Origin of the sequence: Exiguobacterium sp. s192 (assembly GCF_018618795.1) — a bacterium.
In the GTDB taxonomy this organism is placed as follows: domain Bacteria; phylum Bacillota; class Bacilli; order Exiguobacteriales; family Exiguobacteriaceae; genus Exiguobacterium_A; species Exiguobacterium_A undae.
The window spans coordinates 821,434-838,545 of the sequence record NZ_JACSMS010000001.1 but is presented as its reverse complement, the minus strand read 5'-3'; the positions used below and the strand labels follow the sequence as shown (position 1 = coordinate 838,545).

Below are 17,112 nucleotides of genomic sequence, written 5' to 3'. Positions count from 1 at the left end.
TTGTGTATTGAATACCTGACTTACAATTATCTCGACTTGCACTTATGCTAGGAATAGTAAAGGGTGAGGGACTAGCTTACTAACTGATTAATCGTGAAATCTTCTTGAATGATGTGAAGTAAATCTATTTGACCGTTTGTAAGAATATCATAAGCTTAAATAGAAATAGCCGATGATTCCGTGAAAAGAAGGAATCATCGGCCATTTTACTAGTTTTAAATCGACTCATGAGTCAGCCCGATTTTGTGATCAACCGAGTGACAGGTATTTGACTTCGAGATAATCCTCAATGCCGTAGACGCCGCCTTCACGACCGAGTCCACTTTCTTTGTAACCGCCGAATGGTGCTTGGGCAGCCGATGGTGCACCGTCGTTCAAGCCGACGATGCCGTACTCGAGTTTTTTACCGAGTTGAAGCGCTTCGTCAATTTTTTCTGAGAATGCGTATGCCGCAAGACCGTATGGTGTGTTGTTCGCGCGTTCGATGACTTCGTCAAGCGTATCGAAGACGGAGATCGGAGCGAGCGGACCAAACGTTTCTTCCTGCATGCAGATCATATCTTCCGTGACATTACCGAGCACGGTTGGTGTAACGAAGTAACCGACAGAATCGTCAATCGTTCCGCCCGTTAAAATCGTTGCGCCTTTTGCGACGGCGTCGTCAATGTGTGCTTTAACTTTGGCGACGGCTTTCGCATTGATCAATGGCCCAATCGTCGAATCCGCGTCGAGTCCGTTGCCGACTTTCAAACGGTTGACTTCGGCGACGAATTTTTCAGTGAAGGCATCAAGAACCGATGCCTGGACATAAAAACGGTTCGTTGCGACACACGCTTGTCCACCGTTTCGGAATTTCGAGCGGATGGCGCCTTGAACGGCTTTATCGAGATCCGCATTTTCCGTGACGATGAACGGGGCGTGTCCACCGAGTTCAAGTGACAGTTTTTTCATCGTATCCGCTGCTTGACGCATGATCAATTTACCGACCGCTGTTGAGCCGGTAAAGGTGATTTTACGAACACGCGAATCGGCTTGCCAGACACCGCTGATCGTTGCCGCGTCACCCGTCAAGACGTTGATGGCGCCAGCCGGAATACCCGCTTCGATCGCCAGTTCGACGAGGCGAAGTGCCGTATAGGGTGTTTCTTCCGATGGTTTCAGCACGACGGTACAGCCGGCAGCGAGGGCCGGAGCAAGTTTCCGTGTGATCATCGCCGCTGGGAAGTTCCACGGTGTGATCGCAGCGACGACACCAACCGGTTCTTTTTCGACGAAGAGCCGTTTTCCGGGAACAGATGCCGGGATCGTTTCACCGTAAATCCGGCGTGCTTCTTCTGCATACCACCGGACATATTGATTGCCGTAGTCGATTTCCCCGCGTGCTTCGACGAACGGTTTTCCTTGTTCGCGTGTCATGATATCTGCCAGTTCATCACGGTGTTCTTGAATCAATCGGTACCAGGCGTCAATTTTATCAGCACGGTCATCGGCTGTCCGTTCCGACCAGTCAACGAAAGCCGTACTTGCCGCATCGACGGCGCGCGCTGCATCGTCAGCTGTGCTGCTCGGGACGTGTCCGAGCAATTCTTTTGTTGCCGGGTTAAAGACCGGAATCGTTTCTTCTGTGTTATACCAAACTCCATTGATTACGTTTTGTTCAATCATGTGTTGCACCTCCGTGTGTTTTCATTACGTCCCTTATTAAACACCCATCGGACCGGTTTGTGTACTTCCGCTTTGGATGGGGGACATAACGAACTGGAATGCCCCGGTAAAATAGTTAATCGACTGAATAATCGGGTAGGGATATAATTAAGAAGGGAAATCAGATTTCTAAAAAGGAGAGGGATAAAGATGAACAGCAAATGGATCGGACTTGGTCTTACCGGAATCTTGCTTGTCAGCGGTTGTGGTCAACCGGCAGTCAAACCGGTAGTGAAACCGAAGCAGACGGGAACGGAACAGACCAAAAAGCGGCAAGCGACGGATGAGGCGTACATAGAGCAGGAACTGAAACGGGCGGACGGCATGGCCGCACAGTATGATTACGGGCGGGCGATCCGGATTGTTGACCGGCTGAAGACGGCGGAAGCGAAACAAAAGCGGGCAGAATACGTGGCGAAACAAGCAAAGCTCATTCCGATCAAAGCCGGAACCGCCGTGCCGCATCTGTTTTTCCATTCGTTGATTGCGGAGCCGAAGCGTGCCTTTGACGGAGACCGGAAAGAGCAGGGCTATGACGATTACATGGTGACGCTCGGCGAATTTAAACGGATTCTGAGTGGACTGTATAAGCGGAACTACGTCCTTGTCCGACCAACAGATCTTGCAATGTGGAAAGACGGACAGATGACAGAGACGGCACTCGCGTTTCCGAAGGGCAAGCATCCGCTCGTCCTGTCGCAGGATGACGTCAATTACTATGAATACATGACCGGTGACGGATTTGCGACGACATTACGCGAACACAACGGACAGATCACAAACACGATGACCGGTAAAGCAGATGGGGCCTACGACCTCGTTCCGGTCGTCGATCAGTTTGTTGCGCAACATCCCGATTTTTCGTATCGCGGCGCCAAAGGAGTGCTCGGCATCACCGGATACAACGGTGTCCTCGGTTACCGGTCATCGTGTGCCCAGTATGGCAAGTCAGCCAAAGTCGAACGGGCGCGTCAAGCAGCGAAAGCAACGGCAACCGCGCTCAAAAAAGACGGTTGGCAGTTTGCGAGTCACACATACGGTCATATCTCAGTCGGGAAAGTCAGCCTGGCGACCATTCAAGCGGATACGAACCGTTACAACCGCGACGTCATGCCACTGATCGGGTCGACCCGTCAGTTGATATATCCGTACGGCAGTGATATTCAGGACTGGCATGGGTACAGCGGCGACAAGTACCGGTATTTGACGCAAAAAGGATTCCGCTATTTTTATAACGTCGACGCCTCGCAGCATGCTTGGAAGCAGGCGGGGAAAGACTATTACCGACAGGCGCGGATCAATGTCGACGGGATCCGGCTCCGCCAAGCGATTGCTGGGAAGACCAACGTTTTGGATTCGTTCTTTGATGCGAAAACCGTTTTTGATCCGATGCGGCCGGTTCTTAAAAAATAGGTTCTGTTGCGTTTGATTGCAATAGGTTCACAGGAAAAGGCACGAAACGCTGTTAGATAAGCGTTCGTGCCTTTTTAAATTGTTTCCAAATATTCATTGAAGAATGTTATTAAGTATATTCATGTTTCTTTTGTCCATTCCATTAAAAGTGAGTCATGATTTAACTCTTTATTTTGCGTAAAACCGCATTTCTTATAACTTGAAATTGCTCTTTTATTATTTTTCTTAACGTCTAATACGACCTTTAAAGCATCTTTGTCATTCCAAAGATACTCCAGCATCATTTGAATCATCATGGAGCCTATACCTTTGCCCCATAATTGGGGTTCTCCAATAAATTGATCTACACCATAAATATTTTGATTTTTTGGAAGATCATATTTTTCCAAATCAATTTCTTGAATTTTATAGTACTGCATATAACCTATGGGTTCGCTTTTGTACTCTACAATACAAGGTGTAACATAATGCTCACCTTTAATTCTAGGATCATATTTATGTATTACTTCATCTAATTTGGAAGGTGGTTCTTCATAGAATTCTAGTACCTTCTGATTATTTAACCACTTCACCATTAAATAAAAATCATTAGAGGTCATCGCTCGAATATGTATATCAACATTTAGTATCATACGGATTTCCCCAATCGTTTTTTTAGATTGCTCATTGAACTTAGTCGTTAAAGTAGCAAACATGCTGATTGTGATGAGCCATAATTGCTATAACTGAAAAAAGTAATGAAAGAGAAATTTTCTATTCTCTATTCATCACTTTTTCTAAAAGCCACTTTTTATTTTTGTTGTCTTTTACGATGATATAATCTTCCGTTCCCTTAACGGAATAGATTTTCGATCCAACTGGAAAGTAATTCGATTGATTATTCCCTTGAGGCATCTCATTGGCTTTAGTTTTCTTGATTATTTTGTTGATTTCTTCCCCAAGTTGCTTGGATGTATCCAATTGAGCTTCTGTTCCGTTATATTCTTTGTTATTCACCACTACAATCATCGCATAACTACCAGTGCTCTCTGTATCAGATTGACTACATCCAGCCAAGACAAATAAACTTCCACTTAATAAAATGACGAGTATTCTTTTCATATGAACTCCTCAAAATCATTATTTGTATAATTATAACATACGATAAATAAATCACCCTTTAATATGGAAATAATGTAAGGGGTAAACGCCTCATCGTAACTTGGGGCTATCTCACCGAAATGAATTTCAAAAAACAGATTGACCCATTTGATGATTCACAGCTCACCGTGTGCCATTAAATGGGTATTATTTGTATGAAGGGAACATAGCAAGTCTGAAATACGGGACTGTTGATGGAACCTTAATACGGTTCGTGTGGAGAGGAATGGAAAACATGCACACAGGCTACAAGCTGCTGATGGCAGCAACGATTGTCAGTTCTTCAATCGGTTTTAGTCAAGATGTCTCGGCACAACAAGACAGCTACCAGATCGCGTCGACAAGTTACAGTCAGCCGTTGACTCAAATTGAGACGTTCATCGGCAGCAAACGAATCGAGACGGTACGTTATACATTAGGCAGTGTCGACCGTCTGCATGATGGATTAATGTACAGCTCCTACGGTGACCGTGTCATTAACCTGAAAAACAGCAAGACGACACTCCAAAAAGTTGCCGACTCGCCACTGCGGATCACGAAGTATAAAAATGTCTATTACGCATTGTCCATGTCGAAGATCAATGAATTTTCGCTGACAAAATATACGTCTGATTTTAAAAAAATCGGCCAGACGAAACGATTTGTCGGTCATGGGCGGGACATGATCGTAACCGGAGATAAATTGTATGTTCTGGCGAATAATATGAAAATGGAAACGAATTCGGTTGAAATACATACGTTTGATACAAAACACTTTACGTCGCTCCATCTTGAGAAAATCAAGCCGATGGTTTTTGCGTTTCATTTCCGCCATGCCGGTAATGAGTTGAAAATTTACGGCAATAAAACAGAAGAAGGAGAAGAGTTGTCGATTGCGTCTTATGACTTGAAAAAACAACAAGGGAAAATCGTTTTGACATCCAAGCAACCCGTCATGTGGGTCAATGATACAAAAGCGTTATCGTCGACAAAGGATTTGGTGTTCAATATGTATTCGATGCTCGAAGTCGATCAAAAGACGAAACAGGTCCGGGTTCTGTACAGCAGTAAACAGGCACTGATTGACTATGCGTACGACAGCAAAACAAAAACCTATCACGTCCTCGAAGGGAATTTCGAAACAAGTAATTTCCGTGTCAAGACGCTGAACAGCAACTTCAAACCGGTTGCCGATTATAAGTTTCAGTCAACTGCCCGTATGATGCCGTTTCAGGTATTATGAAAAATTCAAGAAGGGGTGTAACTTATGCAAAAAGCTTATAAGCTGCTGATGGCAGCAACAGTTGTTAGTATGACTGTTGGATTCAATCACGCTGTAGCAGCGCAAAAAGATACCTATCAAGTCGTTTCAACAAGTTATCAGCAACCGATCACTACTTTTGAGACCTATATCGGCAGCAAAAAGATTGAAACAGTGCGCTATGCGTTCGGCAACGCTCAATACATAAACGACGGAGTGATGTATGGTTCGGAGACGGATCGTGTCGTTGATTTAAAGAACAGTAAACAGACGGTCAAACGGCTCGCGCCTGCACCGGGTCAAATCAGGAAGTACAAAGACGCCTATTATGTCACGAGCCTGGAAGATATGGATCATTCCTCGCTGACGAAATATACTCTTGATTTTAAGAAAGTCGGGAAGACAAAAAAATTCACCGGATATGGACGGCATCTGATTCTTATCGATAATAAAGCGTACGTGTTGGCCGATCATATGAAAGGATACAACTATTCCATCAAACTGCATACCTTTGATACCAAATCATTTGCAACGTTGCACCATGAGACCATCACATCGATGCTTTTCGCCTATCACATGCGCCAGACGGGTTCTCAACTCAAGATTTACGGCATCCGTCCGGAACATGAGGAAAAGTTGACAGTCTTGTCGTATGACGTCAAAAAACAGCGCAACGTAAAAACAATGACGACGAACCAGTACGTAAAGGGCGGGGTCGAGAAAACACAAACACTTACAAAGGAAACCGAACTGATCTTTAATCAGGACCGGATGTATGAAATCAACCATAAGACGAAACAAGTCCGTGTCTTATATGACAGTAAACATGATTTAGTCGACTATGCATATGATGCCAAAACGAAAACGTATCATGTCCTCGAAGAAATCACCAAAACAGCTGAATTCCGGGTTAAGACGCTGAACAGTCACTTTAAGCCGATTGCGGAATACCGTCTGAAAAAATCCGATAGTGTCCGTCCGTTTCGTGTGTTGTGAAGAAACAAGTCCTGCGACTTGTTTCTTTTTTTAGATTAGCAGACCGGACAGTCGCTCGCCCCGAAGACGGTATGTCTGCAAGTGAAGCTGCAGCGGATTATACTGTTCCGTATGTTGCCCGGCTTCCTGCAACAAATGTTTCGTCCGTACAACGAAATGCAGATTGAAGCAGCCCGAGAGCCAAAGCAAGGCAGCCAGCCGCGGATCCTTTTCCGGCACGAGCATGGTCGGAGAGTTGTAGTGGGCAAGTAAGATTTTCGCTAAACGACCGGACACAGTATGCGATTCGATACTTTCCGTCCGGGCATACCATTTGATCAGCCAGGCCAAATCCTGCACGCGGTCGGTTGCGCCGATATGTTCGTGATCAACGATTCCGACGATTTGTTGATCCTGATTCCATAAGATATTGAGCGAATTTAAATCCGTCGAGATGACCGGATGAAGTGAAGAAGATTGGTGGTGTCTTGCGGTGTCGAGATGCTGTTGTGCCAGAGACAAATACTCCTGCAAGGAATTTCGGAGCGGTTCCGGCATCCGTGAAATCGAAAGGCGTTGTAAATCGCCGAGCCAACGCTGATAGGCAACCGTATGGTCAATGAACGGAAACCGGATTTCCTGTTGATGAAGTGAGACATCATGCAATCGACGGGCTAACGTGCCCATCCGAGCGACCATATGTACTGTATTTGCCGTCACGTGGTGGCCATCCATCCAGCGAAACAGACAACATGTCCAATTCTGTCCGTCCGAATCGGTGATTGTTGTAAAAAGTGCTTCATGCATCGGTTTCACACGCTCCATGAACGGAATGTCCTGCGTCCGCAAATAATCGGTGTATCTCAACTGTAGCTCCAGTGTATCCAATGTGGAGTGTGAAAGCGCGGACCCGGTATAACGTTGTTCCGGCAACAAACGTATCGAATAGGGATGTCCGTCGATCAGAATTTTATAGTGTACATCTCCATGTTTGCCGTAGGTCGTTAGAGAGACAGGTTCGATTTCGAGTGAGCGAAAATCGAGACCATAACTTGTGACCGCTTGTTCGATTAAATTAAACGATTTTGTCTGTTCCATAGACAGACTCCTTTCTGCATACCCTCTCATTTGAATCCAAAGAATACCCATTATAGCAAAAACATTTATTTGAAATCCATTACATTGAAAGATACAAATTTTGTATAATGTGTAAGATGCTAGATTAAATCATGAACGTAAGGAGTCAAATGGGATGAAGATTGAGATTCAGAACACCTCAAAAACATATCTGAATGGGAAAAAGGCATTGATGGATGCCAATATCACGTTAGAACCAGGCGTCTATGCGTTGTTCGGAGAGAACGGGGCCGGTAAGTCAACGTTGATGAAGATTTTAGCAGGATTGCTTAAACCATCAACGGGTAAAATTCTTGTTGACGGACAAGAAATGTCGCCGCTTGCTGACGCGTACCGCGAAAAAATCGGCTATCTTCCGCAAGACACGCCAATCTACAGCAACTTTACCGCCGCTAAATTTTTAAGTTATCTCGCGACCGTCAAAGGGGTGCCAAAACAAGATGTCCAAACAAGCGTCATGTCCGCCCTCGAAGCGGTCAACATGACAGAACACGCCAATAAGAAGTTGAAAAGCTTTTCCGGTGGTATGAAGCGGAGAATCGGGATTGCCCAATTGTTGCTGAATGATCCGGAACTCTTAATCATTGATGAGCCGACAGCTGGCCTTGATCCAAAGGAACGGATTCATTTCCGGAATCTGATTGCGTCGATTGCCCGGAAGCGGATTGTTTTGCTGTCGACCCATATCGTCTCTGATGTCGGATCGATAGCGCGTGAAATCATTTTGATGAAGCAGGGACGCATCATCAAACAAGCTAATCCGTATGAGCTGTTGGATGAAATTGCGACTGAAATCTGGACCGTTGATGTGACGGATCAGGAATTGCTCGAATTACAAGACACGTATCAAATCGGATCAATCCAACAAACGCGGCAAGGTAAAAACCGGGTCCGAATCATTTCAAGCCAAATGCCGCATCCGAAGGCGGTCCAAGATGAGCCGCAACTGGAAGATTTATACTTGTATCACTTGGACGAACGGAGTAAAAGTGCATGAGCCGATTGATCCGCTTTGAATTGTATAAACTTTGCACATCGATTCCTGCCATGCTGTTCATCGTCGCCTTATTGCTGTACTTGATGTCTTCGGTCTTTTCGGAAGAGGAAGCAAATGTCCGCGCGAAGTATGCAGCATGGGAGGGTCCGGCGACGGCAGAAACATTTAAGAAAATACATGACCGCGCAAATAAAATTAATGATGAAGATCATGGTTTAGATCGTCAGTTTGATTCCGGTGTTTCGTTTGAAAATGAAGCATTCGCCCACTTGTTTAACATTGAAGAAGCCCAAATTTTTAAAGCACAGGGGCTGGAAACCTTAACGAACGGATTGGCCAAACCGGGCTTTGAAGAACGGGATCGTGCCTTACATACCAGTATGGTGGAACAAATCAATTTGGACACGATTCAGTACCACATCCCGGCAGAAAAAGCAGTAACGTTTACGACTCAAGCCGGCGTTGCTGTCCTGCTGTTCCCTTTGCTGTTGCTGATTGCTTTCATCTATTCCAAAGAACGGGTTTCGGGCGTAGATCAATATCAACTGCCCGCTGTGAACGGTCGAACGAAGTTACTGACTTCAAAACTGCTTGCCGGATCGATATTCCTGACGGGCATCAGTCTAGTAGTACATCTAGGGATTTTGTGTCTTGCCTGGTATCGTTTTGGAACGATTGATTGGTCCGCTCCGATGCAAGTGATGGATGGTTTGACTAATTCACCGTATCCGTTCTCCATCGGACAATACTGGTTGGTATCGTTTGGTTATCAGACATTTGTATTAATCGTGCTTGGCATTTGGGTGCTCGCAATCTCATTTTTCGTCAAAACGGCGATTCAAGCGATTCTCTGGTCGAGCATTTTAATGGGTGTCCCGCTTCTTTACCAATTCGTGATTTCGGGCATCTTTTTTCCGGAAACAAAAGTTTTTGAGCAAGGGATTTTATTTTTCCCGAGCCGCGCCTTGTTGACCGGAGAAGTGTTTAAGACGTATCAGACCATAAATCTCGGAATTCCGCTGTTACTGCCGGCAGCCATCCTGCTTGTGCAAGTGATCGTGACCCTGATTGTATTGAAGGTTCTTTATCAAACTAGTCGAAAGAGGCAAGTCGTATGAAAAAATCAGACAGTACGTTGCGGGAACTCGTCCGCTTTGAGTTTTACAAGTTGTTGCAGCAACGTTTTTTATGGTTATTGTTACTCGTCATCCTGATTGCCGGATTATACTTTTCCGTGCAACGGATGGGATGGCCGTGGATGGATCGTGTCAACACAGGGTTTGAAGGGGAATTGACGTCAGAAATGATTGCACGTGCGGAAGCGGGGAGTGAAGCCTATGTCAAAAAAAGTAATCCGACGATATTGGAAAAGAAACAAAATGCTTCCTATCATAACGTGCTCGAGGCTGCATCCGCTTATGGCAAGCAATCCAAAGATGTCTCTTCGCTCCGTCAGAAAGGAAAGGAGGCATCCACTGTATATGAAAAACGTCAATTCTCATTAGAAGCCGGTTTGACGGAAGCGATTGATTATCGTCCGGTCGGTAACTATCAAACGTTTGATCAACTGCTGACGTTTTCAGGAACCGGTGGATATGCGTTGTTGGCAGTAGTCCTGATTTTTGGAACAGCAGTCAGTTTCTCGAATGAATATCAGACCGGTGTTGCGGCGTATCTTTATTCCTCACGGCATGGGAGAAAACAATTGTTGACGGCCAAGCTGATGGTATCCGTCGCACTGGTAACGGGGACGATTCTAATCTACAATCTGGTTCAACTGCTGTGTTTCTTCCGCGGGCATTCCGGTTGGGAGATTCCGATTCAAGCGGCTTACGTCAACTCACCTTACCCGCTGACGTTCGCTGAATTATACGGGATTTCCATCTTGTATCAGTGGGTGATTGCCGTTTCGCTTGTCATCGTCCTGTTGTTCCTGTCGATGTTGATCAAACAGACAGTGGTCGCTGTATTCCTAGGTGGACTCATCGTCGGCGGACCTTTCCTGATTGAAACGGTTCTTTTTAATACAGAAACACCGGATTTCATGTTGAACCTGATGAAGTTCACGCAGGGACAGGCTCTAAGTGTTTACGTTTTGTTCCGGGAGTATGTGACGGTCAATGTCTTCGGTTATCCGGTCTTGTTGCCGATTGCCGTACTCGTTGTCACACTTATCACGACACTCATTCTAATCAAACTGATGTACCGGGTAATTGGTCGGAGAATGGCATGATGAAATACAAGAAGGTTCGGCTGTCGCGAGACCAAGCCGAACCTTCTTGTGTAAATCGATAAAAAGTTTACTTATAATCCAAATGAAGCCGGCTGCGAACCATCTTGATCCGAGAAGCCGTATTCACGGGCGAGATCTGAGACGAATAAGGCTTGACCGGTCCGTTGCAGGATATCCAAATCCTGTGCCAGGGCGACGACAGCTCGTCCGACGTAAGCGGTGGTCTCGGTTGCCTGGTTTCCGAATCCTGCGTCGACGACCCGTTCCGTCCGCATGAAACCTGGACAGAGCGCAATCGAAGCGACGCGAGACGTTCGAAGTTCCTGCCCCATCACACACGTCATCCGGTTGATCGACTGCATCGCCAAATCGTAATACAAGTTGCCGGCCGCTTGATTCGGACTGATCGACGTCAAATTAACGATCAATGCAGCCGGACTTTGTTGAAGCAACGGAACAGCCGCCCGTGTCGTCAGCAAATAGGCTTTTGGTCCGGCGACCATCATCGCGTCCCAGTGTTCCGGCGGACGTTCCCAAAACCGTTTGCCCTGTCCGGGAGGAAGCGAAGCTTCCGAACCACCGAACACACTGTTAACGAGCAGATCAATCCGACCGTGCTGATCTTGAATTTGTTGAAACAATCGGGCAACATCATCCGGATCCGTGTGGTCACAGCGGATCGCAATTCCGTGGCCACCGCGAGCCGTGACACCGGCAGCCGTCTGTTCGATCGTTTCCGGACGATCGTCGGTGGAGCTTTCCTGTGTACTGCGTCCGGTGACGTAGACGGTTGCTCCGGCTCGTCCGAGTTCGTAAGCAATGCCGCGACCGGCACCACGTGAAGCACCTGTGACAACAGCAATTTTACTTTTTAATGAAGACATACACATTTCCCACCTCACTTTAAAAATAGAGAACGACAGAAAAAGGGACTTTCGATCAAGATCGGAAGTCCTTTTTGTCTCGCCTTAAAAGCCTTTAATCGTCATCCCGCCGTCCACGAATAACGTTTGTCCGGTGACGTATGTTCCGGCATCCGACGCGAGAAAGACAGCCGGTCCGACGAGTTCCGTCAGTTCACCGACCCGTCCGAGCGGTGTCACGTCAACGATATCCTGCAAATAAGCGGGATCAGCGAGTAACGGTTCCGTCAGCGGCGTCTTGAAATACCACGGACCAATCGCATTGACACGGATGTTTTTCGGACCCCATTCAAGCGCGAGGACTTTTGTCATCTGAATCAAAGCTGCTTTTGTCGTCGCGTAGACAACACCGGTCCGCAGCGCGACATGCCCTGCGACCGAAGCGATGTTGAGGATACTGCCACCTGTGTCCTGCATCCGACGGCCAATTTCCTGCGAAAACAGGAAGGCCGACTTTAAGTTCGTTTGTTGAATCGTTTCCCACTCATCTTCCGTGACATCAAGTGCCTTCGAGCGGATATTCATCCCGGCGTTGTTGACGAGCACATCGATCCGGTCGACATATGTATAGGCACGGTCGACCGTCGCTTGGACCTGCGTCCGGTCCGTCACGTCACATGTCAAAACAAAGGCGCGCCGACCGAGCTGTTCGATTTGTTTCGCTGTTTCCTGTAAGTCGGATTCGGTCCGGGCAACAAGCAGGACATCAGCTCCGGCTTCCGCCATCCCGATGGCGAGAGCACGACCAATTCCGCGTCCGGCACCGGTCACGAGAACGGTTTTTTGATCCAGTCGAAAAGAAGGTAAATACATACGATCACATCCCATCTGACAGTGTAGTTTCACTGTACGCTGAAATTGACTGAAAAGAAAGAAAAATGATAATGAACGAACAAGCTTTATGTTATTATTTGGTAAAAAAGGAGGGGCAATATGAAACGGAAGCTCGGACTTATGCTTTTTTCTGTTTTGGTGCTGGCTGCATCGCTGGTCGCTTTTGAACGTTATGTCTACACGACGTACATTTATAAACCGGCGGATTATGAATTCAACTATCAGATCGAACCGCGTAAAGGACTGAAGGCGCAGACGATTAAAGTTAAATATTTTCCGAGCGGTCCGATGATCAAAGGGACCTCCTTGTTCTTGCCCGATATCCTGGTACCGGTCGGAGCACTGGTGACAGCCTTCTTATCTGTGTTTGTGTTCCGCCGGTTTCTCGGATACCGCCGGCGTAAACAGACGCTTGAGCCGACGGAAGAAGCGGATCCGCAAGTCCTGCGGACGAAGGCGGCAACGCCTTCCTGGCGTCCGCAACCACAACAAACGGACTCCGTGTCCGAAGTCCGTCACTTGATGTTGTCGTTTGATCGGCAATTGCCTGACGTCTTAAAGCGCCGCCCGGAAGAAACCCTCAAGGACTGGCATGACCGGATTGAGTTGACGATTGATCCGATGCTGTATCATGTTGTCCGATACGGTGAAATCAACGAGCAGATACTCGACCGTGCCGATATCGATAAACTTCGGATCCAACTGGATCAACGGTTGCGGGGATGACCAATCAGGCGGAGTAACGTCTGGTGGTGTTCTGTATCCCGCGTCACAAGCGACAGTTCGCGTGTCACGTCGAAGCCGGTGATCGGCAGGGTTCGGATTTCCGGAGGAAGACCATCCTAAAAGATGGCCGGTAAAATCGCAATCCCGAGTTTTGCCCGGATGAATCCGAGGACGCTTGAGCCAAATTCCATTTCTGACGCGATGGTATAGGTCGCGCTGCGCTCAGCGAAAGCCGCCTTTAAGATGTTCGTCGAGTCACAGTCGATTGGCAACGACAGGAATGACGAAGCTTCAATCTGATCAAAGCGGACGTCGACACAGCCTTCAAACCGCTCGTCGGCTTCGTGGAAGTACAGTAAAAATGGTTCCGTATACAGGTGCGTCGACGGATACGGATGGTCAATCTGCCGGTCGTCGAGCAAGACGGCATCGTACTGATGCTGCTCAAGCCCGGCCATCAGCTCGATGTACGTATGGGCCGTCTTGATCTTGAGTTCCGGACCGTCCACCGATGGATGGTTGGCAAAGTGTTGCGGCAGGTAAGACATGGCGACACTCGGCCAGGAACCGAGGGTAAACGACGTCTGTCCCTGCAATTGATCAATTTGCCGTTGCATCTCGTCGAGCTGTTCGATGATCCGCTGTCCTTCTTTAAACACGATGTCTCCTGCCGGGGTCAACGAAACACCGCTCGTCGTCCGGGTGAACAGGGCAGTTCCGACGGCTTGTTCAAGATTTTTGATTTGTTTACTGAGCGCAGGTTGCGTCATGTGCAGCAACTCGCTCGCTTTCGTCAGACTGGATGTTTCCGCCGTGACATGAAAGGCTTCGAGCCATTCGGTTTTCATCAGAATTCACTCTCTCTACATGTTATTCTGTCTTGACGATACTGTACGTCAGCTCGCAAAGACAACTTTTCCGCTCAATTTTATATATTCCTTGTTTGGAATATTCCTTAAAGGGTATATAGATACAGAAGAGGTGGAAATCATGTCAGATGGGCTTGCACGAACGTTATTTGCTTTATCCGATGCCAATCGATTGAAGATCGTTGAACTGTTGAAGACGGGTCCGTTACCGGTCGGTGAGATTGCGGTGCAACTGCAGTTGAATCAACCACAGACATCGAAACACTTAAAGGTTTTGCTCGAAGCGGACATTGTCTGGATGGAGCCGGTCGCGAACCGCCGAATCTATCATTTACGGACGGAAGTATTTCAAGGCATCACTGCGTGGAGTCAATCGTTTGAACAGCAGATGATCAGTCGGATGGTTCGGCTTGAAGCGTACTTGGAACAGCAGCAGAACTCAGTCGATTCAGAAGGAGTGAATAAAGATGGAGGATAAATTAAAAACGACGGTGGACGGTTCCGTCCTACAAATGGAATGGACATTTGCCGCCCCACGCGAGATGGTCTTCGCCGCGTTTACGCAAAAAGAACAACTCGAAGCCTGGTGGGGACCCGAGGGTTGGGAGACGGAAATTACGACATTCGACTTTGTTGAAGGCGGTATCTGGCATTACTGTATGCGTTGCAAGGATCCCGTACAAGGCGATTTTTATGGAATGGAGTCGTGGGGCAAAGCGATTTTCCGGCAGATCGACGCGCCGCATCGTTACGCCCACGCCGACTATTTCTCGGACGCGTCAGGGATGATTTCGGAGGAACTACCGGGCAGTGAAAACGAAACGACGTTCGAAACCGTCGGCAATCGGACCCGGGTGGTGTTCCGGTCTGACTTTAAGACGGAGGAAGCGGTCAAACAAGTCCTTGAGATGGGGATGAAAGAAGGATTTACGTCACAACTCCACCGCCTCGACGACTGGCTGGTACAACGAACCATGTGAGGCATTATTAAACGATCCGTCGACAACGGATCGTTTTTTGCTATCAAGGATACGGGAAATGTATTTTCTGACAAGTTATCATAATTATGGGTTTTTTAGAGTGAAAACGCTTTATTTTTCGTTCGAAGAAACCGTTATACAACAAGAGATGACTGAAAAGGAGTGCAACGAGATGAAATGGTGGTCAAAGCAACAGGAGATGACGTTCTCAGAACGGATCGTTCAAGAACGTGATTTCGTCCGATTAGAAGCTGGGACTGGATTGACCGAACAACTTCAATTGATTGATCTGACGGTCGAAGATTTACAAATTGTCCGTTTGATTCGTCACGATGTCGCCGACTGGATGCCACAAATGGTCGACGCCTTTTATGCAGAACTGGTCCGGGTGCCGGAACTGAAACAGCTGATCGAACGTCACTCGACACTGGAGCGTTTAAAAGGAACACTTGCCAAGCACATCTTGCAGATGTTTGACGGACAAGTGACGCCGGAATATGTAGCGGTCCGAAAACGGATCGCCGATCGTCATGTCCGGATCGGCTTACATAATAAATGGTACATTGCTTCGTTTCAAAAGGTGTTGAACGTCTTCAGTCAACAAGTTGAGGCAAGCACGTTGCCCCAGTCGGAACAAGTCCGGATTGTCCGGTCGGTCGGAAAGCTGTTTAATCTCGAACAACAAATCGTCCTGGCGATGTATGAAGATACGATCGAGGACGAGCGGCAGATGGTTACGGATGCAAAAGTCCGGATCGGTCAAGCCGTCCAAAAATCGACGGAAGAATTGGCGGCGATGAGTGAACAGTCGTCGGCGAGTTTTCAGGAGATGGAACGGCATGCCCAACAGGTTTCGCTGACAACGGGAACGATTGCGACGCAATTAAGCCAAGCCGCAAAAGAAGCAGAGGATGGCGTCGATTTGGTCGAATCGGAAACAAAACGGTTTGAGCACGTCGTCGCTGAGATGACACAGACGACGGAACAGATGACGCAACTTGCTTTTTTATCGCAAGAAATCGAACGAATTGCCGGAATGGTCACGGCCATTTCCGATCAGACGAATTTACTGAGTCTGAATGCTTCGATTGAGGCAGCCCGGGCGGGAGAGATGGGGCGTGGTTTTACTGTCGTTGCACAGGAAATCCGCAAGCTTGCCGAAGAGAGTAAACGTTCCGCCTCCGAGGCATCCAGCATCGCGCAGGAAATCACGTCCAAAATGGGACAAGTCTCACAGCGGATGAACGGAACAGAACAATCGGTCGTGCAAACGACGGAGGAACTGACACGTGTTGTCCATGCCTTTACGACAATCTCCCGTCAAACTGTTGATGTTTCAAAACAAATCGTCAGCTTATCGCAAGACACGGAGCAAGTCGCGGGAACGATTGAAGGGATGCGACGTATTGCCCAGTCGATTGCCGAAACGGCAGATGATTTACAAACCGTTGCGACGACACTCTAAAGGAGGAAAAGGAATGAATAGGCGTGGGCTTGCCGTAATCGGTTTTTGTTTGTTGACGTTAGGCGGATGCGGGAAAAGTTATTCTATGGAGGAAGCCGTCAAAAACGGAGACATCGTCACGACACCGGAGCAGCACCACATGGATCGATTTGAGACGTTTCTGAAGCATGTCGACGAAAAAGAGAAGGACACGATCCGGATTACGAATTATACGACGGAAGGGGATGCGATCCTCGAGGACGTCAGCTATGACGGCAAACGGTTCACGTACTCGCTCGATTCGTCACGCGACGCATACGGTTCGCAAACGGACGACCGGAACAAGGAAATCTGTCAAAATCTCGAGAAGCGGACGGGAAATGAACGGTCCGTCTTCTTCTTGACCGACTGCGAAGAAGGGGAGGACCATGAAATCCTCGTATCAGATGTTGCAGAATCAGAACAATGAAAAAAACGGTTGATCCTCCATTTGCGTG

Annotated in this window: 18 protein-coding genes; 11 read left to right on the top strand and 7 right to left on the bottom strand. The window is 47.5% G+C overall.

Annotated elements, in window-relative coordinates; all coding sequences use genetic code 11:
* Positions 1 to 249: 249 nt before the first annotated feature.
* On the bottom strand, positions 250 to 1,665 hold the full coding sequence (locus tag KNP87_RS04420; protein WP_026833027.1) for an NAD-dependent succinate-semialdehyde dehydrogenase: 1,416 nt from the start codon (positions 1,663 to 1,665) through the stop codon (positions 250 to 252).
* Positions 1,666 to 1,854: 189 nt separating this feature from the next.
* Between KNP87_RS04420 and KNP87_RS04415 the strand changes: the two genes are divergently transcribed.
* The gene (locus KNP87_RS04415; RefSeq protein WP_251135404.1) at positions 1,855 to 3,117 is read left to right on the top strand and encodes a polysaccharide deacetylase family protein; all 1,263 of its coding nucleotides are present in this window, start codon (positions 1,855 to 1,857) and stop codon (positions 3,115 to 3,117) included.
* 119 nt (positions 3,118 to 3,236) lie between these two features.
* On the opposite strand, the gene KNP87_RS04410 is transcribed toward KNP87_RS04415, so the two are convergent.
* Both KNP87_RS04410 and KNP87_RS04405 read right to left on the bottom strand, forming a co-directional pair.
* On the bottom strand, positions 3,237 to 3,812 hold the full coding sequence (locus KNP87_RS04410) for a GNAT family N-acetyltransferase (protein ID WP_251135403.1): 576 nt from the start codon (positions 3,810 to 3,812) through the stop codon (positions 3,237 to 3,239).
* Positions 3,813 to 3,870: 58 nt separating this feature from the next.
* A complete protein-coding gene (locus tag KNP87_RS04405) occupies positions 3,871 to 4,218 on the bottom strand; it encodes a hypothetical protein (RefSeq protein WP_214720953.1) in 348 nt (115 codons plus the stop codon).
* 265 nt (positions 4,219 to 4,483) lie between these two features.
* Here KNP87_RS04405 and KNP87_RS04400 point away from each other — a divergent pair, with 265 nt between their 5' ends.
* Positions 4,484 to 5,479, top strand: a complete 996-nt coding sequence (locus KNP87_RS04400; protein WP_251135402.1) for a hypothetical protein — start codon at positions 4,484 to 4,486, stop codon at positions 5,477 to 5,479.
* Between the two features lie 24 nt (positions 5,480 to 5,503).
* On the top strand, positions 5,504 to 6,493 hold the full coding sequence (locus KNP87_RS04395; RefSeq protein ID WP_214720952.1) for a hypothetical protein: 990 nt from the start codon (positions 5,504 to 5,506) through the stop codon (positions 6,491 to 6,493).
* 30 nt (positions 6,494 to 6,523) lie between these two features.
* On the opposite strand, the gene KNP87_RS04390 is transcribed toward KNP87_RS04395, so the two are convergent.
* A complete protein-coding gene (locus KNP87_RS04390; protein WP_214720951.1) occupies positions 6,524 to 7,570 on the bottom strand; it encodes a phosphotransferase in 1,047 nt (348 codons plus the stop codon).
* A gap of 154 nt (positions 7,571 to 7,724) precedes the next feature.
* Between KNP87_RS04390 and KNP87_RS04385 the strand changes: the two genes are divergently transcribed.
* Genes KNP87_RS04385 through KNP87_RS04375 form a run of 3 tightly spaced genes read left to right on the top strand, consistent with a single transcriptional unit; the run spans position 7,725 to position 10,839 of the window.
* Positions 7,725 to 8,606: an ABC transporter ATP-binding protein gene (locus tag KNP87_RS04385; RefSeq protein WP_026833021.1), complete on the top strand. Its 882-nt coding sequence runs from the start codon at positions 7,725 to 7,727 to the stop codon at positions 8,604 to 8,606.
* Entirely contained in the window at positions 8,603 to 9,724 is a 1,122-nt protein-coding gene (locus KNP87_RS04380; RefSeq protein WP_214720950.1) for a hypothetical protein, read from the top strand. Before KNP87_RS04385 ends, KNP87_RS04380 begins: the two co-directional genes overlap by 4 nt.
* Positions 9,721 to 10,839, top strand: coding sequence for an ABC transporter permease subunit (locus tag KNP87_RS04375; protein WP_214720949.1), 1,119 nt, complete (start codon positions 9,721 to 9,723; stop codon positions 10,837 to 10,839). The genes KNP87_RS04380 and KNP87_RS04375 overlap by 4 nt, the downstream gene beginning before the upstream one ends.
* 71 nt (positions 10,840 to 10,910) lie before the next feature.
* Here KNP87_RS04375 and KNP87_RS04370 read toward each other — a convergent pair whose 3' ends face one another.
* A complete protein-coding gene (locus tag KNP87_RS04370; RefSeq protein WP_214720948.1) occupies positions 10,911 to 11,723 on the bottom strand; it encodes an SDR family NAD(P)-dependent oxidoreductase in 813 nt (270 codons plus the stop codon).
* An 84-nt stretch (positions 11,724 to 11,807) separates the two neighbouring features.
* Positions 11,808 to 12,575 carry an SDR family NAD(P)-dependent oxidoreductase gene (locus tag KNP87_RS04365; protein WP_028106316.1) on the bottom strand — a complete coding sequence of 256 codons (768 nt, stop codon included), beginning with the start codon at positions 12,573 to 12,575 and terminating at the stop codon, positions 11,808 to 11,810.
* 120 nt (positions 12,576 to 12,695) lie between these two features.
* Here KNP87_RS04365 and KNP87_RS04360 point away from each other — a divergent pair, with 120 nt between their 5' ends.
* Positions 12,696 to 13,322 (top strand): hypothetical protein, encoded by a 627-nt coding sequence (locus KNP87_RS04360; RefSeq protein WP_214720947.1) that lies wholly within the window; start codon positions 12,696 to 12,698, stop codon positions 13,320 to 13,322.
* Positions 13,323 to 13,438: 116 nt separating this feature from the next.
* Here the strand turns inward: KNP87_RS04360 and KNP87_RS04355 are convergent, their stop codons facing one another.
* Positions 13,439 to 14,170 carry a LysR family transcriptional regulator gene (locus KNP87_RS04355; RefSeq protein WP_251135401.1) on the bottom strand — a complete coding sequence of 244 codons (732 nt, stop codon included), beginning with the start codon at positions 14,168 to 14,170 and terminating at the stop codon, positions 13,439 to 13,441.
* Between the two features lie 142 nt (positions 14,171 to 14,312).
* Here KNP87_RS04355 and KNP87_RS04350 point away from each other — a divergent pair, with 142 nt between their 5' ends.
* The 4 genes from KNP87_RS04350 (at position 14,313) to KNP87_RS04335 (ending at position 17,084) form a co-directional block, all read left to right on the top strand.
* A complete protein-coding gene (locus KNP87_RS04350) occupies positions 14,313 to 14,669 on the top strand; it encodes an ArsR/SmtB family transcription factor (RefSeq protein ID WP_214720946.1) in 357 nt (118 codons plus the stop codon).
* Positions 14,659 to 15,171 carry an SRPBCC family protein gene (locus KNP87_RS04345; RefSeq protein ID WP_214720945.1) on the top strand — a complete coding sequence of 171 codons (513 nt, stop codon included), beginning with the start codon at positions 14,659 to 14,661 and terminating at the stop codon, positions 15,169 to 15,171. Before KNP87_RS04350 ends, KNP87_RS04345 begins: the two co-directional genes overlap by 11 nt.
* A gap of 172 nt (positions 15,172 to 15,343) precedes the next feature.
* The gene (locus KNP87_RS04340) at positions 15,344 to 16,636 is read left to right on the top strand and encodes a globin-coupled sensor protein (protein WP_214720944.1); all 1,293 of its coding nucleotides are present in this window, start codon (positions 15,344 to 15,346) and stop codon (positions 16,634 to 16,636) included.
* A gap of 13 nt (positions 16,637 to 16,649) precedes the next feature.
* Positions 16,650 to 17,084, top strand: a complete 435-nt coding sequence (locus tag KNP87_RS04335; RefSeq protein ID WP_214720943.1) for a DUF4362 domain-containing protein — start codon at positions 16,650 to 16,652, stop codon at positions 17,082 to 17,084.
* Positions 17,085 to 17,112: the final 28 nt, after the last annotated feature.